This window comes from Streptomyces yokosukanensis, from assembly GCF_001514035.1.
Lineage (GTDB): Bacteria > Actinomycetota > Actinomycetes > Streptomycetales > Streptomycetaceae > Streptomyces > Streptomyces yokosukanensis.
Window position 1 is genome coordinate 209,710 of record NZ_KQ948206.1, and the last position, 24,476, is coordinate 234,185.

A 24,476-nucleotide genomic window follows, 5' to 3' on the forward strand; every position below is an offset into this window, starting at 1 on the left:
CAGTGCGTTGAGTCGCGGCCGAGGTTTCACGTGAAACATCGGCTGCCACACCTCGGGGTCATGTTTCACGTGAAACATGACCCCGTTCCGCTGACTCAGCCCTGCTCCTGCTCCACCCACCAGTCCTTGAGTGCTGTCACCGCCGCGTCGTGCCCCATCGGCCCGTTCTCCAGGCGCAGCTCCAGCATGTGCTTGTACGCCTTGCCGACGACAGGGCCGGGACCGACACCCAGGATCTCCATGATCTGGTTGCCGTCGAGGTCCGGGCGGATCGCGTCCAGCTCCTCCTGATCCTGGAGCTGGGCGATGCGCTCCTCCAGGCCGTCATAGGCCCGGGACAGCGCGAGCGCCTTCCGCTTGTTGCGGGTGGTGCAGTCGGAGCGGGTCAGCTTGTGCAGGCGGTGCAGTAGCGGGCCCGCATCACGGACGTAGCGGCGCACCGCCGAATCCGTCCACTCTCCTGCGCCGTAGCCGTGGAAGCGCAGATGAAGTTCGACGAGCCGCGAGACGTCCTTCACCAGCTCGTTGGAGTACTTCAAGGCGGTCATGCGCTTCTTGGTCATCTTGGCGCCGACCACCTCATGGTGGTGGAAGGAGACCCGGCCGTCCTTCTCGAAGCGGCGCGTGCGCGGCTTGCCGATGTCGTGCAGCAGCGCGGCCAGGCGGAGCGTGAGGTCGGGACCGTCCTGCTCCAGCGCGATCGCCTGCTCCAGGACGATCAGCGAGTGGTCGTAGACGTCCTTGTGCCGGTGGTGCTCGTCACTCTCCAGTCGCAGCGCCGGCAGCTCCGGCAGCACATGGGCGGCGAGCCCGGTGTCGACGAGCAGGGCCATCCCCTTGCGCGGGTACGCGGAGAGGATCAGCTTGTTCAGCTCGTCCCGGACCCGCTCGGCCGAGACGATCTCGATGCGTCCCGCCATCTCTGTCATCGCGGTGACGACCTCGGGTGCGACCTCGAAGTCCAGCTGGGCGGCGAACCGGGCGGCCCGCATCATCCGCAGCGGATCGTCCGAGAACGACTCCTCGGGCGTACCCGGTGTCCGCAGCACCCGCGCAGCCAGATCCTCCAGGCCTCCGTGCGGGTCGATGAACTCCTTCTCCGGCAGCGCCACGGCCATCGCGTTGACCGTGAAGTCCCGACGGACCAGATCCTCCTCGATGGAGTCGCCGTAGGACACCTCGGGCTTGCGCGAGGTGCGGTCGTAGGCTTCCGACCGGTAGGTGGTGACCTCGATCTGGTACCCACCCTTGTGCGCGCCGACGGTGCCGAAGGCGATGCCGACCTCCCAGACGGCGTCCGCCCACGGCCGGACGATCTTGAGAACGTCCTCGGGGTGAGCGTCGGTCGTGAAGTCCAGGTCGTTGCCGAGCCGGCCGAGCAGCGCGTCGCGCACCGATCCGCCGACCAGGGCGAGAGAGAACCCGGCCGCCTGGAATCGGCGGGCGAGATCGTCGGCGACGGGGGCCACCCGCAGCAGCTCGGCGACCGCGCGCTGCTGCGCCTGGCTCAGGGCAGAGGGAGTGTCTTCGTTGGGGTTCGGCACAACAGAAAAGGGTACGTGCCCCGGCGACCAGGGACGTCCTCCATTTCCTGTGGGGGGCGGCCCCGGGAGAGGCCGCGGACAGCTCCTGGCATACCCGCCGCAAGCACTGCCCTCACGGCGTACGGAAGCTCTCCACTCGATACTGGATATAGAGGACGGGTCGCCGGATCTTCTTCGATCTTGTGGTGGAGACCGCGGCACTTCCCCTCAGCGCGCATCGTTACCATGCGTGGACGCACATTCCGACGACCACTGACGACGACGAGGGACGGGCGAGCGCGTGGCCGAGGCGGCTGACTTCCAGGGGACCAGTGCCTCACCTGCCCGCCGGTGGCTGCGGCGCACCGGCGCGCTGCTCACTGGTGCGCCACTGCTGGCCGGACTGCTCCAGCTGCCCGCCGCTGCGCCCGCCCAGGCCGCGTCCGCGGACACGGTGTCCGTCTCCCTGGACTCGCTGACCCCCAGTGCCCCCACGGACGGGGACACGTTGACCGTGTCGGGCACGGTGACCAACAACGGCAGGCAGACCGTCACCGCCGCCCATGTGGGCCTGCAGGTCGGCCCCATGCTGAACACCCGCTCGGAGATCGACAGCGTCGCCCAGCGCTCCGACGAGCTGCAGGGCGGCACCGGCGTCGAGGTCGGCGGCAAGTACGCGGAGAAGTTCGCCAAGCTGTCCCCGGGCGTCGCGGAGCACTTCAGCATCTCCGTCCCCGTGGACAAGCTCGACCTCGGCGACGACGGCGTCTACGAGTTCGGCGTCTCCCTCTCCGGCCAGACCGCCGCGCAGCCCTGGGACCAGCTCCTCGGCATCCAGCGGACCTTCCTGCCCTGGCAGCCCTCCGAGGCCGACACCAAGACGAAGACGACGTTCCTGTGGCCGCTGATCTCCACCGTCCACATGACGGCGAAGACGGGCGCCGGTGAGCTCCAGACGCCGGTGTTCCGCGACGACACCCTGGCCAGGGAGCTGGCGCCGGGCGGCCGGCTGGCGCAGATGGTGGCACTCGGCAAGGACCTCGACATCACCTGGGTGATCGACCCGGACCTGCTGGCCTCGGTGGACGCGATGGCCACCGGCAACTACCGGCTGCCGGGCGACGGCGGCACCACCACGCCCGGGCCGAAGGACCACCAGGCGATCGCCAAACAGTGGCTGGCGGACCTGCAGGACGCGGTGACGGGCAAAGAGGTCGTGGCGCTGCCTTTCGCCGACCCTGACCTCGCGTCCCTCGCGCACAACGGCACCAGCGTCACCGGCTCGCTCAGCCACCTCAAGGACGCCACCGACGTCGCCGCCATCACCGTCAAGACCGTGCTCCACGTCACACCGAGCACCGACTTCGCCTGGCCGGTGGACGGCGCCGTGGACCCGGCGATCATGAAGGTCGCCACCTCCGCCGGAGCCGACCGTGTGATCGCCCGCAGCGACAGCCTCCAGGAGACCGCCGGGCTGCCGTACACGCCCTCCGCCGCCCGCCCGGTCGGTGGAGGCACCACGGCGGTGGTCTCCGACGCCCGGCTGTCCACGGCCTTCGAGGGCGACCTGACGAAGGCGGGCTCGGCCACGCTGTCCGTGCAGGAGTTCCTGGCCCAGAGCCTCGAGGTGAACGCGCAGACGGACAAGCAGCGCAGCATCGTCGTCGCCCCTCAGCGCATGCCCACGGGGAGCCAGGCGCAGGCGATGGCGGCGGCGCTGAAGACGCTCCAGGACGGGAACTGGTCCCAGTCCCAGGACCTCGGCGCGACGGCCAAGGACAAGCCCGACCCGAACGCCACCACGCGCATCCCGTCGGCGTCCTCCTACCCCTCGTCGCTGCGCTCGCAGGAGCTGCCGCAGGGGGCCTTCGAGCAGATCGCCCGCACCCAGGACAAGCTCAACAGCTTCCAGGTGATCCTCTCCGACCAGTCCCGCGTCGTCACGCCCTTCGGGCGGGCCATAAACCGTGAGATGTCCACGTCGTGGCGGGGCAGGAGCGCGGAGGCGGAGGGCTTCCGCAACGGCGTGGAGAAGTGGCTCGACGAGCTGGCCGACCAGGTCAACCTGATCCAGAAGTCGGAGACCAAGCTCTCCGGCCGCAGCGCCACCATCCCGGTGACCGTCCAGAACAACCTCGTCCAGCCCGTCGGCCATCTGGTCCTGCGCCTCACGTCGAGCATGCCGACCCGCCTGAAGATCGGCGGCAAGGCCTACTCCGAACAGCCGGTGGAGATCTCCGGCGGGCACAGCCAGTCCGTGAAGTTCACCACCTCGGCCAACGCCAACGGCCGGGTCACGGTCGTCGCCCAGCTGTACACCGAGGACGGCCAGCCGTACGGCGACGCCGTCAGCTTCGACGTGAAGGTCACCGAGATCACGCCCACCGTGATGCTGGTCATCGGCGGCGGGGTGCTCCTCCTCGTCCTCGCCGGCTTCCGGATGTACACCCAGCGCAAGCGCGCCGCGGCCCGTCAGGCCGAGGAGGACGGCCCCGGCACGGCGGGGCAGGCCACCGACGAGCCCGGGAACCCCGACGCCCCCGCCGACCGTCTCCCGGAGAAGCCGGCGGAACCGGAGGAAACCGGCTCCGTCTCCGAGGCGGAAGCCCCGGAGCACCCGAGTGACCCTGCGCCGGACACCGCACCGGAAAGCCCCGACCCGTCCGGGACGGGTGAGAGAGTGGACCGTTGAGCGATGTCGTGGCCGGTGGGCCCGGGACGATGAGGTGGGGTAAGCATGAACGCGCCGTACGACGGTGATCGCGGCCAGGGCGCGGCCGGCTCGGGCTACCCCGAGCCGCCGCCGGAGCCCGGTCAGGTACCGCCGCAGCAGCCGGCGGACATGTATCTCCAGGACGCCTACGACCACGACCCCTATCGGGCGCACGACCTGACCGCCCAGGACCCGGTCGCCGAGGCGCTCTACGACCGTGCCGCGCACCCGCCGCCCCCTGCGGGCGCCTACGAGCAGCAGCCGCTCTACGGACAGCCCGCCCAGTCGCCGTACGCGCCCGACCCGCGGGTGTGGGCTCAGACGCCGGCGCCGGAGCCGGACGGCACGACCCCGTACATGCCGTACGGCGACGACCCGCGTACGACCCAGTTCGTGGGCGTGGACGACCTGGTCTCGCACTCGGGCGAGCCGCACCACGAGCCGGACGCCTTCGCGCACCTCTTCAGGGACCAGCAGCAGGGCGGCGGGCAGGCGCCGATGGATCCGCCGGGCTTCTCCGGGCCTGCCGCCGCTCCGGGCGCCGGCTACGGTCCCGCCTCGTATCCGCCGGCCTATGGCCAGGGTCCGCAGCAGGGCAACCCGTACGCCGAGGCCTCCTACCCGGCTGCCCCGACCGCCCAGGGGGCCCCGGCGCAGTCGCCGGTGCCCGCCCCGACCGCGGCGCCGGAACCCGCCGGGCCACGCAGGGACGCGGAACCGGAGGCGACTGCGCCCGCGGATTCCTCCGCGCCCGCGAAAAAGGGCGGGAAAGCCGGTGGGCTGCTGAAGTCCAGTGCGGTGATGGCGGCGGGCACGATGGTCTCCCGCCTCACCGGTTTCGTCCGCTCCGCGCTGATCGCCGCGGCGCTGGGCCTCGGCTTCCTCGCGGACTCCTTCCAGGTGGCCTACCAGCTGCCGACGATGATCTACATCCTCACCGTCGGCGGCGGTCTGAACTCCGTCTTCGTGCCGCAGCTGGTGCGATCGATGAAGGAGGACGAGGACGGCGGCGAGGCCTTCGCGAACCGTCTGCTGACGCTGGTGATGGTGGCGCTGGCGGCACTGACCGGACTCGCGATGTTCGCGGCGCCTCTGCTGGTGCGGCTGCTGTCCAACCCGGTCGCCACCAACCCGGCGGCCAACGAGGTCGCCGTCACCTTCACCCGCTACTTCCTGCCCTCGATCTTCTTCATGGGCATCCATGTGGTGATGGGCCAGATCCTCAACGCGCGCGGCAAGTTCGGCGCGATGATGTGGACCCCGGTCCTGAACAACATCGTCATCATCGTGACGCTCGGCATGTTCATCTGGGTCTACGGCACCGCCGCCAACTCCCACATGGACGTCACCAACATCCCGCCGGAGGGCCAGCGGCTGCTCGGTGTCGGTGTGCTGCTCGGTCTGGTCGTCCAGGCACTGGCGATGATCCCCTACCTGCGCGAGACGGGCTTCCGGATCCGGCTGCGGTTCGACTGGCGGGGCCACGGTCTGGGCAAGGCCGCGATGCTCGCCAAGTGGACCGTCCTGTTCGTCCTCGCCAACCAGGCGGGCGCCATGGTCGTCACACAGCTGTCCACCGCCGCCGGCAAGGACTCCGGCGTCAAGGGCACCGGGTTCGCCGCCTACGCCAACGCCCAGCTGATCTGGGGCCTGCCGCAGGCCATCATCACGGTCTCTCTGATGGCCGCGCTGCTGCCGCGCATCTCGCGCTCCGCAGCCGAGGGCGACGCGGGTGCCGTCCGCGACGACATCTCCCAGGGCCTGCGCACCACCGCCGTCGCCATCGTCCCGATCGCCTTCGGCTTCATCTCGCTCGGCATCCCGATGTGCACGCTGATCTTCGGCTCCGCGGGCACCGACTCGGCCACCAACATGGGCTACATGCTGATGGCCTTCGCCCTCGGCCTGATCCCGTACTCGGTGCAGTACGTCGTCCTGCGTGCCTTCTACGCGTACGAAGACACCCGCACACCCTTCTACAACACCGTCATCGTCGCCGCCGTCAACGCGAGCGCCTCGGCGCTCTGCTACTTCCTGCTGCCCGCCCGCTGGGCGGTGGCGGGCATGGCGGCCGCGTACGGCCTCGCCTACGTGGCCGGTGTGGGCGTCGCCTGGCGGCGGCTGCGCAAGCGGCTCGGCGGTGACCTGGACGGCACCCGGGTGATGCGGACGTACGCGCGCCTGTGCATCGCCTCCGTGCCGGCGGCCCTGCTCAGCGGCGCGGCCTGCTACGGCATCGGGCGCACCCTCGGCCAGGGCGTCATCGGCTCCTTCGCCGCGCTGCTCGCCGGTGGTGCCGTCCTGCTCGGCGTCTTCTTCGTCGCCGCCCGGCGTATGCGCATCGAGGAACTCAATTCGCTCGTCGGCATGGTCCGCGGACGTCTGGGCCGCTGAGGTGGGGGTAGGCGCACAACCATCGTCCGCCGTCGTGTGTCGTGCATAGCGGCAGACTGTGGGCACAATTGGTTTCGGCGTCGGACAGCGTGCAACGGATGGGGAGGCAGGGACGACGGTGGCGGAACGGAGCACGGCTGCCGTCGACGTGGCAGACAACAGTGGCGAGCAGCCGCTGACCGCCAAGGCGGACCAGTCCACGGCCGACGGGGTGGCCAAGAACCCGGAGCAGGACACGGACAGCGACGAGGCACAGGGGAGCGGCGGGACCGAGAGTCCTGGGATGAAGGCCTCGCCTCCCGAACTGCACAGCGGTCACAAGCTCGCCAGACGCTACCGACTGGAGGAGTGCCTCACCCGTCTGGACGGATTCAGCAGCTGGCGCGCGGTCGACGAGAAGCTTCGTCGGGCCGTCGGCGTCCACATCCTGCCCGCGGACCACCCACGGTCCCGTTCCGTCCTGGCCGCCGCTCGTTCCTCCGCCCTGCTCGGCGATCCTCGCTTCGTCCAGGTCCTGGACGCCGTCGAGGAGGACGACCTCGTCTACGTCGTGCACGAGTGGCTGCCCGACGCCACCGAGCTGACCACGCTCCTCGCACCCGGCCCCCTGGAGTCGCACGACGCCTACCAGTTGGTCAGCCAGGTCGCCTCCGCGATGGCCGCCGCCCACCGCGAGGGCCTCGCCCATCTGCGGCTGAGCCCGAACGCCGTGCTGCGCACATCGAGCGGGCAGTGGCGTATCCGTGGCCTCGCCGTGAACGCCGCGCTGCGCGGCATCAGCTCCGACACCCCGCAGCGCACGGACACCGAGGCGATCGGCGCCCTGCTGTACGCGGCGCTGACCCGGCGCTGGCCGTACGAGAGCGACGCGTACGGTCTGTCCGGCCTCCCCAAGGGCGTCGGCCTCATCGCGCCGGACCAGGTGCGAGCCGGTGTGCACCGCGGTCTGTCCGAACTGGCCATGCGCGCACTCGCCAACGACGGGGCCACCGCCTCCCGCCATGAGGCGCCGTGCACCACGCCGGAGGAGCTGGTGAAGGCGATCGGCGAGATGCCGCGCATCCGGCCGCCGGAGCCGGCGTTCACGGCCCCGCCGGAGTACCAGCGCACCACCTACCAGCAGGGCACGTACGGGCGCCCCGCCCCCCGTCCCGGCGCCACCCAGCCGATCGCGCCCCCGCCGCCCCCGCTGCAGAGCCGCACCGGCAAGGCCCTGAAGTGGGCGGTGTCGGCACTCCTCATCGCCGCCCTCGGCCTGGGCAGCTGGCAGCTGGCGGACGCGTTGATGGATCAGGGCGGCAAGTCCGACGACACCAACAAGAGCCGGCAGACGGACGACGGCGACAAGGGTGCCTCGAACCCCAAGCCGACACCGATAAAGATCGAGGGAAGCCAGGAGTTCGTTGCCGAGGGAGGTCCCCAGCGCCCGGGCGACGCCCAGAAGACCTACGACGGCAACCCCTCGACATACTGGCGGACCAGGAGCTTCAACAGCGGGCCGCCCCTCGCGCCGTACAAGCCGGGCGTCGGCATCGTCTACGACCTCGGCTCGGCCAAGACGCTCAGCGCCGCCACCCTCGACATGCGCTACGCCGGTGATCACACGACGATCGAGCTGTATGCGGCCGACTCGCTGACACCGTCGTCGCTCGACTCGATGCAGCAGATCGGTCACCTCACCACCACCGACAAGACCGCTACGGTGAAGGCCACCAAGTCGGTGAAGACGCGGTACGTCCTCGTCTGGCTCACGGCCGTACCGAAATCGGGGTATGACTCCGAGCTGTTCGCCGATGCCGGCTACAAGCAGGCCATCGGCGAAGTGCAGTTCACGGGCTGACGTCTCACCCGGACCGGAGGGGGCAGATGGCGGAAGGCGCCGGATACGACGGGGTGGGCGACAAGGACCTGCTCGCCCGCCACGTGAAAGGCGACCCCGATGCCTTCGGTGAGATCGTGCGACGGCATCGGGACCGGCTCTGGGCGGTCGCGCTGCGGACCCTGGGGGACCGCGAGGAGGCCGCCGACGCGGTTCAGGACGCCCTGGTGTCGGCCTACCGGGCTGCTCATACCTTCCGGGGCCAGTCGGCTGTCACAACGTGGCTGCACCGGATCACGGTGAACGCCTGCCTGGACCGTGCCCGCAAGGTGGCCTCGCGCAAGACCTCGCCGGTCGACGACACGGAGCGACTGGAGCAGCTGCTGGAGCCGCACGAGTCGGCCTCGGAACCGGCCGAGCGCAATGACGTGCACCGCCAGCTCCTCGAAGCGCTGGGCACCCTCCCGCACGAACAGAGGGCCGCCCTGGTCCTGGTGGACATGCAGGGGTATCCCGTGGCCGAGGCCGCCCGGATCCTCGAGGTACCGACGGGCACGGTGAAGAGTCGGTGCGCACGGGGCAGAGCCCGGCTGCTGCCTCTCCTCACCCATCTACGGCCCGAAGCCTCCGGAAGCGGAAAAGAACCCGGCGCGGGACGGAACCGGGTGCACGGGACATCCGTCCCACCTGCAACGGGGTCTTCGGCCGAGGGCCCTGAGGACATGGGACCCAGCGATTCAGCCGTAGTGAAGGGCGGAGGTGGGCGAGCGTGACTTCCACGACGGACACGGCCGGGCACCCGGACGTCGCCGAAATCTCCGACCTCACCGAAGGTCTTCTCCCTCGCGACCGCAGCACGGCCGTACGACGCCATCTGGGGGCCTGTGAGCTGTGCGCGGACGTCCATGCCTCGCTGGAGGAGATCCGGGGGCTACTGGGGTCCGTATCGGGGGCGGAGCGCATGCCGGCCGACGTGGCCGGTCGTATCGATGCCGCCCTCGCCGCCGAGGCACTGCTCAGCGCCGCCGCTCCGGAGCCGCTGAGCGCCCCGCTCCCCTCGAAGACCGAGCGGGGCCGTGAGAACGGCGAGGACGGCCGTGTTTCACGTGAAACATCGCTTCCCTTTTCGCGTGAAACATCGCTTCCCTCGGACCGGCCCACCGGACGACCTCAGGCCGCGACGGGTCCAGGGCGCAAGGGGCGCGAGCGAGGACGGCGACGCAGGCGTGTGGTCCTCGGCGCGGTCCTCACGGCAGCCGTCCTCGGAGCCGGTTCGCTGGTGCTGCAGTCGCTCGGCGACCACTCCTCCGACACCTCCACCGCACATGGAAAGCCGACGTCTTCCGTCGCGCCGTTCTCCGGAACCAGCGTCCAGAGCCAGGTGAAGGATCTGCTCGCCACCAAGAAGAAGTCTCAGCGGGGATCCGGCCAGCGGCCCCGATCGGGCCTTGAGTCCGAGCAGAGCACCCCTGGGTCGACCCAGAGCGCGAACACCTTGCTCCAGACGGACGTCCCGGTCCCTGACTGCGTCCGGGCCGCGCTCCATCGGGGCGACGACGTCCTGGGCGCCAAGACGGGAACATACGGCGGGACGTCCGCCTATCTGGTGGTGGTGCCCGATGCCGGCGACAGCACACGGGTCACGGCCTACATCGTCGACGCGGCCTGTATCCGGCAACCGTCCGGTACCGTCGGCAAGGTGCTTTTGAAGCACTCCTTCCTCCGCCCCTGAGTCTTCTGGGCCTCTCTGTTCAGTCCCCGCGCAGCGGGCGTGTGCCCTGACACACCGGGAATGCACGCCCCGTAGGATCCGTTGGGTGGGGTGAGAGTTCGGAAACGGGCTCCCCCGGTCGACTGACGCAGACCAGAGACGAGGAATCAAGCCGTGAGCGACGTCCGTAACGTGATCATCATCGGCTCCGGGCCCGCCGGCTACACGGCGGCGCTCTACACCGCGCGAGCGTCGCTGAAGCCCCTGGTGTTCGAGGGCGCTGTCACCGCCGGTGGCGCTCTGATGAACACCACCGAGGTGGAGAACTTCCCCGGCTTCCGAGACGGCATCATGGGCCCCGACCTCATGGACAACATGCGGGCACAGGCCGAGCGCTTCGGTGCCGAGCTGATCCCGGACGACATCGTCTCCGTCGATCTGTCCGGTGAGATCAAGACCGTCACCGACACCGGCGGCACGGTCCACAAGGCGAAGGCCGTCATCGTCACCACCGGCTCGCAGCACCGCAAGCTGGGCCTGCCGAACGAGGACGCCCTCTCCGGTCGTGGTGTCTCGTGGTGCGCCACCTGTGACGGGTTCTTCTTCAAGGACCAGGACATCGCCGTGATCGGCGGCGGTGACACCGCGATGGAGGAGGCCACCTTCCTCTCCCGGTTCGCCAAGTCCGTGACGATCGTCCACCGCCGGGAGACGCTGCGCGCCTCCAAGGCGATGCAGGAGCGAGCCTTCAACGACCCGAAGATCAAGTTCGTCTGGGACAGCGAGGTCGCCGAGATCCACGGCGACCAGAAGCTCTCCGGTCTGAAGCTGCGCAACGTCAAGACCGGCGAGCTGTCGGATCTGCCTGTGACGGGTCTGTTCATCGCGATCGGCCACGACCCGCGCACCGAGCTGTTCAAGGGCCAGCTGGAGCTGGACGACGAGGGCTACCTGAAGGTCGCCGCCCCGTCCACCCACACCAACCTGAGCGGTGTCTTCGGCGCCGGTGACGTGGTCGACCACACCTACCGCCAGGCGATCACCGCCGCCGGCACCGGCTGCTCCGCCGCTCTGGACGCCGAGCGCTTCCTCGCCGCCCTCGCGGACGAGGACAAGGCTGAGCCCGCCGCAGTCTGACCTTCCCCTTCCCCTCCCCACCGCACGATCAAGTTGAGGAGCCCGCTGTGGCCAACCTGAAGAACGTGACCGACGCCTCCTTCGACGAGGATGTCCTCAAGAGCGACAAGCCCGTCCTGGTGGACTTCTGGGCTGCCTGGTGCGGTCCGTGCCGCCAGATCGCCCCGTCGCTGGAGGCGATTGCCGCCGAGCACGGTGACAAGATCGAGATCGTCAAGCTCAACATCGACGAGAACCCGGCCACGGCCGCCAAGTACGGCGTCATGTCCATCCCGACTCTGAACGTGTACCAGGGCGGTGAGGTCGCCAAGACCATCGTCGGTGCCAAGCCCAAGGCTGCGATCGAGAGGGACCTCGCCGACTTCATCGCCGAGTGACGTTTCACGTGAAACACGAATGGGCCAACCCCTGCGGGTTGGCCCATTCGCATGAGGGCGTCCGGCTGGCGCCCGCGGCTGCTGCCACGCCTACGACGCTCTCGTCCGCTATAGCGGCCTCAGCGCAGGCTCCTTCTGGACGGCTCCGAGAAGCCGGTCCAGAGCCAGCTCCACGTCCTCTTTCCAGGAGAGCGTCGACCGCAGCTCCAGCCTCAACCGAGGGTGCTTGGGATGCTGTCGGACCGTTTTGAAGCCCACGGCCAGGAGATGGTCCGCCGGCAGTATGCAGGCAGGTTCCTTCCAACGGGCGTCACCAAAGGCCTCTATTGCCTTGAAGCCCCGGCGCAGCAGATCCTTGGCGACAGCTTGCACCAGCACCCGGCCCAGCCCCTGGCCCTGATAGCCGGGCATGACGAACGCCGTCATCAGCTGTACGGCGTCCGGTGACACGGGACTCGTGGGGAAGGCCGTCGAACGCGGGACATAGGCCGGAGGAGCGTAGAGCACGAAACCCACCGGTACGTCATCGACGTACACCAGGCGGCCGCACGACCCCCAGTCCAAGAGGACGGCGGAGATCCAGGACTCCTTCTCCAGCGCCGAGGTGCCCGCTTTTACCGCGGCTTCTCCGCTGACGGGGTCCAGCTCCCAGAAGACGCACGAGCGACAGCGTGGGGGAAGGTCCTGAAGGTTGTCCAGCGTGAGCGGCACGAGCCGACGCCCCATGAAGGCTGTTCCTCGCTTTCTTCGCCCGCCGCATCACGAGCGGCTGACAGAGCGCTCCGCTCCCTGAGCAGGCTGCCGACGAATCCGCCGACCGCTCCAAGGCTCAGGCCCGCGCTCACCAGTCCGGTGCGGTTCATCGATCGCATGGCCCCCGACTCCCCACTCAGAGATGCAGATGCTGGTCCGGTGGATGCGCCATACCCGTTCGCATCGTATCCACGATGTGATTCGCTCGATACCGCCTCAAAGCAAAGAGCGGCCCGTGTTCCGGTACACACCGGACACGGCCCGCTCCCTGCCACGCCGAGAGGGGCAGCGTCAGTCGTCCTGCTCCTCTGTCACGTCCTCCTCCAGTTCCTGGTGCAGCACCGGCCCCTCACCGGGAGCGAGGCTGCCCAGGATCCGCTGGAGATCGTCCACAGAGGCGAACTCGACAGTGATCTTGCCCTTCTTCTGACCGAGGTCGACCTTCACCCGGGTCTCGAAGCGGTCCGACAGACGGGTCGCCAGCTCGTTCAGCGCCGGGGAGAGCCGGGAGCCGGCTCGCGGCCCCTTGGCGCGCTGCGGCTTCTGGGGCCGCGAGCCCATGAGGGTCACGATCTCCTCGACAGCGCGCACCGACAGCCCCTCGGCCACGATGCGGTGAGCCAGGCGGTCCTGCTCCTCGGAGTCCGTCACGGACAGCAGTGCCCGGGCGTGGCCGGCGGAGAGGACTCCGGCGGCAACCCGCTTCTGGACCGTCGGCGAGAGCTTCAGCAGACGCAGCGTGTTGGAGACCTGAGGCCGGGAGCGCCCGATGCGGTCGGCCAGCTGGTCATGCGTGCAGTTGAAGTCCTTGAGCAGCTGGTCGTAGGCCGCGGCCTCTTCCAGCGGGTTCAGCTGCGCGCGGTGCAGGTTCTCCAGCAGCGCGTCCAGGAGGAGCTTCTCGTCCTCGGTGGCCCGGACGATCGCCGGGATGGCCTCCAGGCCGGCCTCACGGCAGGCTCGCCAGCGCCGCTCGCCCATGATCAGCTCATAGCGCGCGGGCCCCAGCTGCCGTACGACGACGGGCTGCAGAAGGCCGACCTCCTTGATGGAGGTGACCAGCTCCTGGAGCGCGTCCTCGTCGAAGACATCACGCGGCTGACGCGGGTTGGGCGAGATCGCGTCGAGGGGAATCTCGGCGAAGTGCGCCCCCAGCGGAGGAGCCGGCGTCTCCCTCATCGGGCTTGCCGGGGGCTCCTCGGTTTCATGTGAAACAGCCGGCAGTGTGGCCACCTTCGCGGCAGCCACCCCGCGGTCGCTCGTCAGTACCGGAACGGCTGCCGGGGAGGCGGAGGCTCCGCCGCCCAGCGCGGCCGGAGCCGGGGTCTTCTCGGTCGGGGCAGCGGGGATCAGTGCGCCAAGGCCACGGCCCAGTCCCCTCCGTCGCTCGCTCACTGGATCCCCTCCACCATGCTCGGGTCGTTCTGGGCGCCGATATGGGCCTGGCTCGCGTCGTAGCTGATGCCGATACCCTTCAGCGCGATTTCTCGGGCCGCCTCAAGATACGAGAGGGCACCGCTCGAACCAGGATCGTAAGTCAGCACCGTCTGCCCATAGCTCGGCGCCTCGGAGATACGGACCGAGCGGGGAATGCTCGTCCGCAGCACCTCGTCGCCGAAGTGGGTGCGCACCTCTTCCGCGACCTGGGAGGCGAGACGCGTCCGGCCGTCGTACATGGTGAGCAGGATGGTCGACACATGCAGCGTGGGGTTGAGGTGACCCCGCACCAGGTCGACGTTGCGTAGCAGCTGGCCCAGACCCTCGAGTGCGTAGTACTCGCACTGGATCGGGATGAGGACCTCCTGGCCCGCGACCAGCGCGTTGACCGTCAACAGGCCGAGCGAGGGCGGGCAGTCGATGAGGATGTAGTCCAACGGCTGTTCATACGCCTGGATCGCCCGCTGCAGTCGGCTCTCACGCGCCACCAGGGACACCAGCTCGATCTCCGCACCGGCGAGATCGATGGTGGCGGGGGCACAGAAGAGGCCTTCCACATCGGGGACAGGCTGGACGACCTCGGCGAGAGGCTTGCTCTCGACCAACACGTCATAGATGGAGGGAACTTCCGCGTGGTGGTCGATCCCGAGGGCGGTGGATGCGTTGCCCTGCGGGTCGAGGTCGATCACCAGGACACGGCCGCCGTGCAGAGCGAGCGAAGCGGCAAGGTTGACGGTCGTCGTCGTCTTGCCCACGCCACCCTTCTGGTTGGCGACCACGATGACTCGGGTCTGCTCCGGCCGCGGCAGACCTTCGCCGGCGCGGCCCAGAGCCTCTACCGCCAGTTGGGCCGCTCGACCGATGGGAGTGTCGTCCATCGGAGGCGGTGTTTCACGTGAAACATCCGCCCCCATCGACTCGGTACGGGGACCGGGGACCGGATCGGTCATCGGTCCCGCGATGTTGGCGTCGGACCGCAAGGATTCACTCTCCTCGACTTCAGGCTCGCAATGAACAGAGCCTCCCATGTCTTCGGGGTCGTGAACCAGTGAGGCCTGGTGTTCTGTGGAGAAATCCACCTCTGTGGACAACTCCGTGCCCCCGGAGAGAGCCGAAGTACCCCGAGAAGCGGGATCCTCTCTCAGGGAACCGAGAGGCTTGCGGTCCCGAGGTTCGGCCGCAGCGCGGCCGCGACTGATGATGCCGTGCAGCAGTGAGCGACGTTTCACGTGAAACACGATGCACAGCGTCGGCGACCGAACCTTCGCGACACTCCGACCTGCGTAGGTTGGGCAGCTTGTGTGGAGTACGTCTCGTCGTCAGGACGGATCAGAAACGCCCACGCCTCCCAGCGTCGGCGCCTCCCTCAGGCTCAGCGATCCCGGAGTCACCTTCGACGACGAGCGCGGCCGGTCCGGGCCGCCTTCGCCCGCTTCGCCGCGAACCGCACACCGCCGGGGCTCTCGCCGACCTCGACCCGTACGACGGTGGACAGAGGATCCACCACTCCCTCACCCACATGCAGGATGGACGTCTCCACCGCGCCCAGCTTGCTGAGTGCGGTGGCCGCGGCCTTCAGCTCCTCCTCGGCGGTGTCCCCCTTGAGGGCGAGCATCTCGCCGTAGGGACGCAGCAACGGGATGCCCCAGGCGGCCAGACGGTCCAGCGGTGCCACGGCCCGAGCGGTCACCACATGGACCGGCGAGAGCGTGCCCAGGACCTCCTCGGCACGACCCCGTACGACGGTGACATGGTCCAGACCGAGCAGCTCGACGACCTCGGTGAGGAAGTTGGTGCGCCGCAGCAGCGGCTCCAACAGGGTGATGTTCAGATCGCCCCGGACCAGGGCCAGCGGAATGCCCGGCAGGCCGGCGCCCGAGCCGACATCGCAGACCGTCACGCCCTCGGGGACCGCCTCGGAGAGCACCGCGCAGTTCAGCAGATGCCGCTCCCACAGGCGGGGCACTTCCCGCGGGCCGATCAGGCCACGCTGCACGCCCGCCTCGGCGAGCAGCTCCGCGTAGCGGACCGCATCGGCGAAGCGATCACCAAACACTTCCCGCGCCTGTTCGGGCGCGGGGGGAAGCTCCGCTGCCTCCGTCACGGGGACCGTCCTTCCGTACAGCGCCGATGCTTCGCGCACCGGCCACCAGAACTACCAGGCTGACAAAGTTCGGCCCCGTCTGCTCTACAGACGGGGCCGGTGGAACGTGGGGGCCGATCAGGCCGGCAGCACGACGACGAAGCGCTGCGGCTCCTCGCCCTCGGACTCGCTGCGCAGTCCGGCGGCCTTGACCGCGTCGTGCACGACCTTGCGCTCGAACGGCGTCATCGGCTTGAGCTTGACCGGCTCGCCGGTGTTCTTCACCTCGGTGGCGGCCTTGGCGCCGATCTCGGACAGCTCGGCCCGCTTCTTGGCCCGGTACCCCGAGATGTCCAGCATCAGCCGGCTGCGGTCGCCGGTCTCCCGGTGCACGGCCAGGCGCGTCAGCTCCTGCAGTGCCTCCAGCACCTCGCCGTCCCGGCCTACCAGCTTCTGCAGGTCCCGGCTGCCGGTCTCGCTGATGATCGACACGGAGGCGCGGTCGGCCTCGACATCCATGTCGATATCGCCGTCGAGGTCGGCGATGTCCAGCAGACCCTCCAGGTAATCCGCCGCGATCTCACCCTCTTGCTCCAGGTGGGTCAGGGTGTCTGCACCCTCGGCAGCGGCGGAGGTGGTGCCTTCCGTCACGGGATGGGCTCCTTCTTACTTCTTGGACGGGGACTTGGGCCGCTGCGGGCCACCCTTGCGCTGGCCGGACTGGGCCTTGCTGCGGGTGCCGGAGCCAGGCTTCCGGGGCTGCTGAGCAGCGGACGGCTTGGTGTCGGCGTCCTCCGGCTCGCCGGACTTCTCCAGCGAGGTGGACTCGCCGGCCGCCTTGGGCCCACCGGACTGACGCTGGGCCTTGGACTGGCGCCTGGGCTGCTGGCGCCGGGCCGTACCGCCGGCTTCGATTGCCGAGGTGCTCTCCGCGCCGTCCGCGATCTGCTCAGCGGCCTGGGCCGCGCTGTTCGCCACGGTGCCGTCGGCCTGAGCGGCGAGCCCGGCCTTGTTCAGCGCGTTGATGAACTTGCGCTCGAACTCGTTGCGGTCGCGACCCTTGGTGACGATTGCCTTGACGATGGTCTTCTCGCTCCGGCGACGGACCTTGCCGTGGTGCGTGACGTGCTTGGTCAGGCGCTCCAGGTAGGCGGCCTGGGCCTTGGAACCCGGGGTCGGGTTGTTGCGGATGACGTACATCTGCTGGCCCATGGTCCACACGTTGGTGGTCAGCCAGTAGACGAGAACACCGACCGGGAAGTTGATACCGAAGACGGCGAACATGACCGGGAAGACGTACATCAGCATCTTCTGCTGCTGCATGAACGGCGTCTTCACCGTCGTGTCGACGTTCTTGGTCATCAGCTGACGCTGCGTGTAGAACTGCGACGCCGACATCAGGACGATCATGATCGCGGTGACGACCCGGACGTTGGTGAGAGAAGCACCGAGCGCGTCCACCTTCGCCGCGCTGTCCGTGAACTTCGCGGCGAGCGGGGCGCCGAAGATGTGCGCCTTGCGGGCACTGGCGAGCAGCGACTCATTGATGACGCCGATCGTCGAGCCCGTCGCGATGCCGTTGAGCACGTGGTACAGGGCGAAGAAGAACGGCGACTGCGCCAGGATGGGAAGGCACGAGGAGAGCGGGTTGGTACCCGACTCCTTGTACAGCTTCATCATCTCTTCGGACTGACGCTGCTTGTCGTTCTTGTAGCGCTCCTGGATCTTCTTCATCTCGGGCTGGAGCGTCTGCATGGCCCGGGTCGCCTTGATCTGCTTCACGAAGAGCGGGATCAGGCAGATGCGGATCAGGATCACCAAGGACACGATGGACAAGCCCCAGGCCCAGCCCGTGTCGGGACCGAAGATCTTCCCGTACACCGAGTGGAACTGGACGATGACCCATGAAACGGGTGTCGTGATGAAGCTGAAGAAGCTGGCAATCGTGTCCACTAATCATGCTCCTTGGGCATGGGACGAGGTCTCTGCGGCCGGGCTCGAAAGAAGCTCGGTAGGAGGCTTCGTTTCGGTGGCCGGTTCGGCGGCGGAGGGCCCGCCCCTGCGTGCGCTCCAGGCGTTGCGCAGCATTTCGTGCCACCGTGGGCGCTTGCGCGGCGGAACATGGTCCACACCGCCCAGCGACCACGGATTGCACCGGAGGATGCGCCAGGCGGTCAGTGCCGTTCCCTTGATCGCACCGTGCCGGTCGATGGCCGTGTAGCCGTAGTGGGAGCACGACGGGTAGTACTTGCACACCGGCCCCAGCAGTGGACTGATCGTCCACTGGTACAGCTTGATCAGAGCCAGCAGCGGGTACTTCATCGCGCGCCCCCTCCCAGTAGCCGCTGAAGAGCGGCATCCAGGTCTCGGGCCAGCTGTGCATGGTCTGCGTCGCCCGCTTCGGGCAGCGCTCGTACGACTACCAGGCTACCGGGGGGAAACAGGGCGACTCGGTCACGCATCAGATGGCGCAGTCTGCGCTTCACTGTGTTGCGCACGACCGCACCACCCACAGCCTTGCTCACGACGAAACCCGCACGCGTCGGGGGAGCGCTCTCCCCAGGCGCGTGCGGGTCCGTGGCACCGCTACGAAGGTGGACGACGAGGGTCGGGCGTCCTGCCCGGCGTCCTCGTCGGACCGCGGTCGCGAAGTCCTCGCGCCGCCTCAGCCGGTTGTCGGTGGGCAGCACGATGGCATGACCTGACCGGAATCAGGCGGACAGGCTGGCGCGACCCTTGGCGCGACGGTTCGCCAGAATCGCGCGGCCTGCACGGGTGCGCATCCGCAGGCGGAAGCCGTGGGTCTTCGCGCGACGACGGTTGTTCGGCTGGAAGGTGCGCTTGCTCACTCGGGGGCTCCAGAAATCAAATCGGTGGTGGCGGGTGCCGTCTTAGCTGTCACCGTGCGCCCACGAGTAGCTCGCTTCACGCCCGATTGCACCGCTTCCCGATCACCTGCAGTGATCTGTGCCCTTCGGAGGCAGGCGGCAGCAGCCATCGACAACTCGACCTGGTTACGGTACGCGGGGCTACGCCATCCGGTCAAACCGAGGGCTGCGGAGAGACACTATCCACAGGCTGGGGACAACAACTTGAACCGTACCCGCCGCGCTGACTACCGTGGCTGAACTCCGATTCGTTCTTTTGTCCCCCGCCCCGGCGGGTTTGACCCACCGACCACCCGATGTACACCCGACCCGTCCCGCGATCACACGTTCGTGGGACCTGTGAGAGAGCGTGCCCTGTGGCTGACGTACCTGCCGATCTTGCCGCAGTGTGGCCACGAGTACTGGAGCAGCTCCTCGGCGAGGGCCGTGGACAGGGTGTCGAGGTCAAGGACGAGCACTGGATCCGCCGCTGCCAGCCGCTCGCGCTGGTGGCGGACACCGCTCTGCTCGCCGTACCGAACGAATTCGCGAAGGGCGTACTGGAGGGCCGTCTCGCACCGATCGTCAGCGAGACGCTGAGCCGCGAGTGCGGCCGTCCGATCCGTATCGCGATCACCGTGGACGACTCCGCCGGCGAGCCGCCGGCTCCCGCGGCGCCGGTGCAGCAGTCGCCCAAGCCGCGTTACGAAGAACCGGAACTGCCGTCCGCGCCGTACGAGGGCTACGGCCGCCACCGCGCCGCCGACCAGCCGCCGGCCGAGCAGCAGTCCCGCGGCGACCAGCTGCCCACCGGCCGCGCCGATCAGCTCCCCGTCGTGCGCCCGGCGTACCCCTCTGAGTACCAGCGCCGCGAGCCCGGCGCCTGGCCGCGTCCCGCGCAGGACGAGTACGGCTGGCAGCAGCCGCGGCTCGGCTTCCCCGAACGCGATCCGTACGCGTCGCCGTCGTCCCAGGACGCCTACGGCTCCGGCTCGGACCCCTACGGCTCGCCGTCCGACTACCGCCAGCAGGGCATGGACCGGCCCTCGTACGAGCAGCAGCGCGCCGAGTACGACAACCCGCGCAGCGAGTACGACAACCCGCGCGGGGACTTCGACTCCGGGCGCCCGGACTACGACTCCGCACGCTCCGAGTACGCCCCCTCCCGCACCGAGTACGACCAGCGCGACCCCGTCCGCCGCGAGCTTCCCGATCAACCGGTGAGCGGTGGCCCGGCGCACCGCGGCGGCACCGGTGCCCCCGGCCCGCTGGCCGCAAAGCCGGCGCCGGCGAGCGGCCCCGGTGAGCCCACGGCACGCCTGAACCCGAAGTACCTCTTCGACACGTTCGTCATCGGCGCCTCCAACCGGTTCGCGCACGCGGCCGCGGTGGCCGTCGCCGAGGCACCGGCGAAGGCGTACAACCCCCTGTTCATCTACGGGGAATCGGGGCTCGGCAAGACGCACCTGCTGCACGCGATCGGACACTACGCGCGCAGCCTCTACCCGGGCACCCGCGTGCGGTACGTCAGCTCGGAGGAGTTCACCAACGAGTTCATCAACTCCATCCGCGACGGCAAGGGCGACAGCTTCCGCAAGCGCTACCGCGAGATGGACATCCTGCTCGTCGACGACATCCAGTTCCTCGCGGACAAGGAGTCGACGCAGGAGGAGTTCTTCCACACCTTCAACACGCTCCACAACGCCAACAAGCAGATCGTGCTGTCCAGCGACCGGCCGCCCAAGCAGCTGGTCACGCTGGAGGACCGGCTGCGGAACCGTTTCGAGTGGGGCCTGATCACCGACGTCCAGCCGCCCGAGCTGGAGACGCGGATCGCGATCCTGCGCAAGAAGGCGGTGCAGGAGCAGCTCAACGCCCCGCCGGAGGTGCTGGAGTTCATCGCCTCCCGGATCTCGCGGAACATCCGTGAGCTGGAGGGTGCGCTGATCCGGGTGACGGCGTTCGCGTCCCTCAACCGGCAGCCGGTGGACCTGGGCCTGACGGAGATCGTGCTGAAGGATCTGATCCCGGGCGGGGAGGACTCCGCGCCCGAGATCACGGCGACGGCCATCATGGGGGCCACCGCCGACTACTTCGGGCTGACGGTGGAGGACCTGTGCGGCACCTCGCGCGGCCGCGCGCTGGTCACCGCCCGGCAGATCGCCATGTACCTGTGCCGTGAGCTGACCGATCTGTCGCTGCCGAAGATCGGTGCGCAGTTCGGCGGCCGCGACCACACCACCGTCATGCACGCCGACCGCAAGATCCGTGCGCTGATGGCCGAGCGGCGGTCCATCTACAACCAGGTCACCGAGCTGACGAACCGCATCAAGAACGGCTGACGCCGGCCGCGTACGCCGGCATCGAGGGCGCCTCCGGGATCCGTTTCCCGGGGGCGCCCTTCTGCGTTCCGGTCCGCTTCGGCTGCGCCCTGCCCGGTGCTGTGGCCTGCCCGGTGCTCTGGCCGCGCGGAGGTGTGCACGGGGTGGCGGGAGGGGTCGCCCACCGGCTCCGGCGAGGTGCCACCGGCCTGTGGAGAGGGGGTCCGCGGGCTGTGGAGTGTTCCTCGCCCGCCATCGGCTGTTCGATTAACTGCCGGGTTACGGCCACTCTCCACAGATTCGCCGACTTTCTTCCGTCCACATCCTGGGGACTGCGAAGTTGTCCCGAACGGCGTCCACAGGGAGCCTGTTCATACGACGTTCGCCCAGCTCAGCTGCCTGTGGAATTGAGGACGAACGATCTCCACAGACTGTGGAAAAACAGAAGATCCACAGGCTGTGCACGGAGTTGTCCACCGACAACCCACAGGCTGGAGCCGGTTGTCCCCAGTGATCCCCGGCTTCTCCACATGGCTGTCCACTGTTCGGCAACGCGACGCACCCGGTCACCGCGTCGAGTGAAAGGCGTCACACGAAGGTGCCGGGTTGGGGTGTGGGAAACGTGGGTAAACCTGGGGACGCAGCTGGGGAGAACTGCCCTCGGGCTGTGGGCGGAGTGTGCAGAACTTTCTGTTCTCCACAGAGACACCTGGTTGTCCACCGCCTCCACCCACAGGCCCGGTGGACAAAATTTGGCCTCTGAGCTGGGAAAACGTGGTTATCCACGGTATCCACAGGCCCTACTACTACTCCCAACTAGAGAGAGTTCGGGAATCGCTTTGAAGCGGGGCCTGTGCACAACTCGCTGTCTCGCGTCCGGCTGCCCCTCCGAGCGACTTGACCCCGACAGGCACCTACTGTCAGTGCGGTGCGTCAGACTGGTCCCCGGTGTCCTTCCCTTCGCAGTGGGTGGTGACACCGAGTCGGAGGACTCAGTAGCAACAGCAGGAGGCGGCTTACGGTGAAGATCCGGGTGGAACGCGACGTACTCGCGGAGGCAGTGGCGTGGGCGGCACGCAGCCTCCCGGCCCGTCCGCCGGCGCCTGTCCTCGCCGGCCTCCTCCTCAAGGCCGAGGACGGCCAGCTGAGCCTGTCGAGCTTCGACTACGAGGTCTCCGCACGCGTGTCGGTGGACGCCGAGGTCGAGGAGGAGGGCACCGTCCTCGTCTCCGGCCGCCTGCTCGCCGACATCTCCCGCGCTCTCCCCAACCGACCGGTGGAGATTTCCACAGACGGTGTACGGGCGACCGTGGTCTGTGGATCCTCCCGGTTCACCCTGCACACACTGCCTGTGGAGGAGTACCCGGCGCTGCCGCAGATGCCGAACGCCACGGGCACCGTCCCCGGCGAGGTCTTCGCGGCCGCCGTGTCCCAGGTGGCCATCGCCGCCGGTCGCGACGACACGCTGCCCGTCCTCACCGGTGTGCGCATCGAGATCGAGGGCGACACGGTCACCCTGGCCTCCACCGACCGCTACCGCTTCGCGGTCCGCGAGTTCCTGTGGAAGCCGGAGAACCCGGAGGCCTCCGCGGTCGCCCTGGTCCCGGCCAAGACGCTCCTGGACACCGCCAAGTCGCTCGGTGCCGGTGACAGCGTGACGCTGGCGCTGTCCGGGTCGGGTGCGGGCGAGGGTCTGATCGGTTTCGAGGGCGCGGGGCGTCGTACGACCACGCGGCTGCTCGAGGGCGACCTGCCGAAGTACCGGACGCTGTTCCCGACCGAGTTCAACACCGTCGCCGTGATCGAGACCGCGCCCTTCGTGGAGGCCGTCAAGCGCGTGGCGCTGGTGGCCGAGCGGAACACCCCGGTACGGCTGAGCTTCGAGAAGGGCGTGCTGATCCTCGAGGCAGGGTCCAGTGACGATGCACAGGCTGTGGAAAGGGTCGACGCCCAGCTGGACGGCGACGACATCTCCATCGCCTTCAACCCGACGTTCCTGCTGGACGGTCTGAGCGCGATCGACTCCCCGGTGGCCCAGCTGTCGTTCACGACGTCCACGAAGCCGGCGCTGCTCAGCGGGAAGCCGGCGGTGGATGCCGAGGCGGACGACGCGTACAAGTACCTGATCATGCCGGTGCGGCTGAGCGGCTGACCGTCCGTCCACAGCGCCGGGTGCCTCTGTGGGTGCCCGGCGCCGCTATGACGACACGTGGAGAAGTTGCAGGTCAGGGGGGTAACGCCTGAGCGCGTATGCCCACAGCTGTGCATGCGCGGGCGGGTCTAGGCTCGGTCCGGCACTTCGGTGCCTGTCACGCCACACAGCGACCTAAGGAACACAACTGATGGAGCTCGGTCTCGTCGGCCTCGGCAAGATGGGCGGCAACATGCGCGAGCGGATCCGCCGCGCAGGCCACACCGTCATCGGATACGACCGCAACGCGGACCTCGCGGACGTCCACAGCCTGGAAGAGCTTGTGGGCAAGCTCAGCGGTCCGCGCGTGATCTGGGTGATGGTCCCGGCCGGCGAGCCCACCCAGTCGACCGTCGACCAGCTCGCCGAGCTGCTCGAACCCGGTGACGTGGTCGTCGACGGCGGCAACTCCCGCTGGACGGACGACGAGAAGCACGCCGAGGAGTTGGCGGCCAAGGGCATAGGCTTCGTCGACTGCGGTGTCTCCGGCGGCGTCTGGGGCCTGGAGAACGGCTATGCGCTGATGTACGGCGGTGACGCCGAGAACGTCGCCAAGGTGCAGCCGGTCTTCGATGCGCTCAAGCCCGAGGGCGACTTCGGATCCGTGCACGCCGGCAAGGTCGGCGCGGGCCACTTCGCGAAGATGGTCCACAACGGCATCGAGTACGCGATGATGCAGGCGTACGCCGAGGGCTGGGAGCTGCTGGAGAAGGTCGACTCCGTCACCGACGTCCGTGCGGTGTTCCGGTCCTGGCAGGAAGGCACGGTCATCCGGTCCTGGCTGCTCGACCTCGCCGTCAACGCGCTCGACGAGGACGAGCACCTGGACGGGCTGCGCGGTTATGCACAGGACTCCGGTGAGGGACGCTGGACTGTGGAAGCCGCGATCGACAACGCGGTGCCGCTGCCCGCGATCACCGCGTCGCTGTTCGCGCGGTTCGCCTCACGCCAGGAGGACTCGCCGCAGATGAAGATGATCGCCGCGCTGCGCAACCAGTTCGGCGGGCACGCCGTGGCGAAGAAGTAGTCCGAAGAAGTAGTCGAGAGAAGTAATCCACAGATCCACAGGCGCAGATCCACAAGCGCGGGATCGCGAGAGCCACAGGGTCGCCCCGCGATCCACAGTCCATCAGCACTCTGGGGAAGGCCGGCG

Annotated in this window: 20 protein-coding genes; 10 read left to right on the forward strand and 10 right to left on the reverse strand. The window is 68.7% G+C overall.

Translation table 11 applies throughout. The features are described from left to right. Window positions 1-95: 95 nt before the first annotated feature. Window positions 96-1,544 (reverse strand): CCA tRNA nucleotidyltransferase, encoded by a 1,449-nt coding sequence (locus AQI95_RS00985; RefSeq protein ID WP_067115679.1) that lies wholly within the window; start codon window positions 1,542-1,544, stop codon window positions 96-98. A gap of 280 nt (window positions 1,545-1,824) precedes the next feature. On the opposite strand from AQI95_RS00985, the gene AQI95_RS00990 reads away from it, so the two are divergent. The 7 genes from AQI95_RS00990 (at window position 1,825) to trxA (ending at window position 11,674) form a co-directional block, all read left to right on the forward strand. Next, complete coding sequence (locus AQI95_RS00990) at window positions 1,825-4,215, forward strand: DUF6049 family protein (protein WP_067115682.1); 2,391 nt, start codon at window positions 1,825-1,827, stop codon at window positions 4,213-4,215. Window positions 4,216-4,260: 45 nt separating this feature from the next. After that, on the forward strand, window positions 4,261-6,630 hold the full coding sequence (gene murJ, locus AQI95_RS00995) for a murein biosynthesis integral membrane protein MurJ (RefSeq protein WP_067115685.1): 2,370 nt from the start codon (window positions 4,261-4,263) through the stop codon (window positions 6,628-6,630). A 118-nt stretch (window positions 6,631-6,748) separates the two neighbouring features. Further along, on the forward strand, window positions 6,749-8,470 hold the full coding sequence (locus AQI95_RS01000; RefSeq protein WP_067115688.1) for a protein kinase family protein: 1,722 nt from the start codon (window positions 6,749-6,751) through the stop codon (window positions 8,468-8,470). A 26-nt stretch (window positions 8,471-8,496) separates the two neighbouring features. Further along, window positions 8,497-9,222, forward strand: coding sequence for an RNA polymerase sigma factor SigM (sigM, locus tag AQI95_RS01005; protein WP_067115690.1), 726 nt, complete (start codon window positions 8,497-8,499; stop codon window positions 9,220-9,222). Continuing rightward, a complete protein-coding gene (locus tag AQI95_RS01010) occupies window positions 9,219-10,181 on the forward strand; it encodes an anti-sigma factor (protein ID WP_067115693.1) in 963 nt (320 codons plus the stop codon). The genes sigM and AQI95_RS01010 overlap by 4 nt, the downstream gene beginning before the upstream one ends. A gap of 153 nt (window positions 10,182-10,334) precedes the next feature. Beyond that, window positions 10,335-11,297 carry a thioredoxin-disulfide reductase gene (gene trxB / locus AQI95_RS01015; RefSeq protein ID WP_067115696.1) on the forward strand — a complete coding sequence of 321 codons (963 nt, stop codon included), beginning with the start codon at window positions 10,335-10,337 and terminating at the stop codon, window positions 11,295-11,297. 47 nt (window positions 11,298-11,344) lie between these two features. Continuing rightward, complete coding sequence (gene trxA / locus AQI95_RS01020) at window positions 11,345-11,674, forward strand: thioredoxin (protein WP_067115699.1); 330 nt, start codon at window positions 11,345-11,347, stop codon at window positions 11,672-11,674. 108 nt (window positions 11,675-11,782) lie between these two features. Here the strand turns inward: trxA and AQI95_RS01025 are convergent, their stop codons facing one another. The 9 genes from AQI95_RS01025 to rpmH form a co-directional block, all read right to left on the reverse strand. Next, window positions 11,783-12,400: a GNAT family N-acetyltransferase gene (locus AQI95_RS01025; protein ID WP_067115702.1), complete on the reverse strand. Its 618-nt coding sequence runs from the start codon at window positions 12,398-12,400 to the stop codon at window positions 11,783-11,785. Between the two features lie 318 nt (window positions 12,401-12,718). Further along, the gene (locus AQI95_RS01030) at window positions 12,719-13,819 is read right to left on the reverse strand and encodes a ParB/RepB/Spo0J family partition protein (RefSeq protein WP_067115705.1); all 1,101 of its coding nucleotides are present in this window, start codon (window positions 13,817-13,819) and stop codon (window positions 12,719-12,721) included. Next, on the reverse strand, window positions 13,816-14,889 hold the full coding sequence (locus AQI95_RS01035) for a ParA family protein (protein ID WP_079071013.1): 1,074 nt from the start codon (window positions 14,887-14,889) through the stop codon (window positions 13,816-13,818). Before AQI95_RS01035 ends, AQI95_RS01030 begins: the two co-directional genes overlap by 4 nt. Before the next feature lie 359 nt (window positions 14,890-15,248). Next, window positions 15,249-15,965, reverse strand: coding sequence for a 16S rRNA (guanine(527)-N(7))-methyltransferase RsmG (gene rsmG / locus AQI95_RS01040; protein WP_067115711.1), 717 nt, complete (start codon window positions 15,963-15,965; stop codon window positions 15,249-15,251). A gap of 117 nt (window positions 15,966-16,082) precedes the next feature. After that, window positions 16,083-16,595 carry a Jag family protein gene (locus AQI95_RS01045; RefSeq protein ID WP_067115714.1) on the reverse strand — a complete coding sequence of 171 codons (513 nt, stop codon included), beginning with the start codon at window positions 16,593-16,595 and terminating at the stop codon, window positions 16,083-16,085. A 15-nt stretch (window positions 16,596-16,610) separates the two neighbouring features. Further along, window positions 16,611-17,897, reverse strand: a complete 1,287-nt coding sequence (yidC, locus tag AQI95_RS01050) for a membrane protein insertase YidC (RefSeq protein ID WP_067115717.1) — start codon at window positions 17,895-17,897, stop codon at window positions 16,611-16,613. 3 nt (window positions 17,898-17,900) lie between these two features. Further along, window positions 17,901-18,266, reverse strand: coding sequence for a membrane protein insertion efficiency factor YidD (yidD, locus tag AQI95_RS01055; RefSeq protein ID WP_067115719.1), 366 nt, complete (start codon window positions 18,264-18,266; stop codon window positions 17,901-17,903). Next, window positions 18,263-18,634 (reverse strand): ribonuclease P protein component, encoded by a 372-nt coding sequence (gene rnpA / locus AQI95_RS44320; RefSeq protein WP_079070972.1) that lies wholly within the window; start codon window positions 18,632-18,634, stop codon window positions 18,263-18,265. Before rnpA ends, yidD begins: the two co-directional genes overlap by 4 nt. A 21-nt stretch (window positions 18,635-18,655) precedes the next feature. Next, entirely contained in the window at window positions 18,656-18,793 is a 138-nt protein-coding gene (gene rpmH, locus AQI95_RS01065) for a 50S ribosomal protein L34 (protein ID WP_015659252.1), read from the reverse strand. A 395-nt stretch (window positions 18,794-19,188) separates the two neighbouring features. Between rpmH and dnaA the strand changes: the two genes are divergently transcribed. From dnaA to gnd, 3 genes are all read left to right on the forward strand, one after another. Then, a complete protein-coding gene (dnaA, locus tag AQI95_RS01070; RefSeq protein ID WP_079070973.1) occupies window positions 19,189-21,153 on the forward strand; it encodes a chromosomal replication initiator protein DnaA in 1,965 nt (654 codons plus the stop codon). Window positions 21,154-22,153: 1,000 nt separating this feature from the next. Beyond that, window positions 22,154-23,284, forward strand: a complete 1,131-nt coding sequence (gene dnaN / locus AQI95_RS01075) for a DNA polymerase III subunit beta (protein WP_067115728.1) — start codon at window positions 22,154-22,156, stop codon at window positions 23,282-23,284. A 190-nt stretch (window positions 23,285-23,474) separates the two neighbouring features. After that, on the forward strand, window positions 23,475-24,350 hold the full coding sequence (gnd, locus tag AQI95_RS01080) for a phosphogluconate dehydrogenase (NAD(+)-dependent, decarboxylating) (RefSeq protein WP_067115731.1): 876 nt from the start codon (window positions 23,475-23,477) through the stop codon (window positions 24,348-24,350). Window positions 24,351-24,476 lie beyond the last annotated feature (126 nt).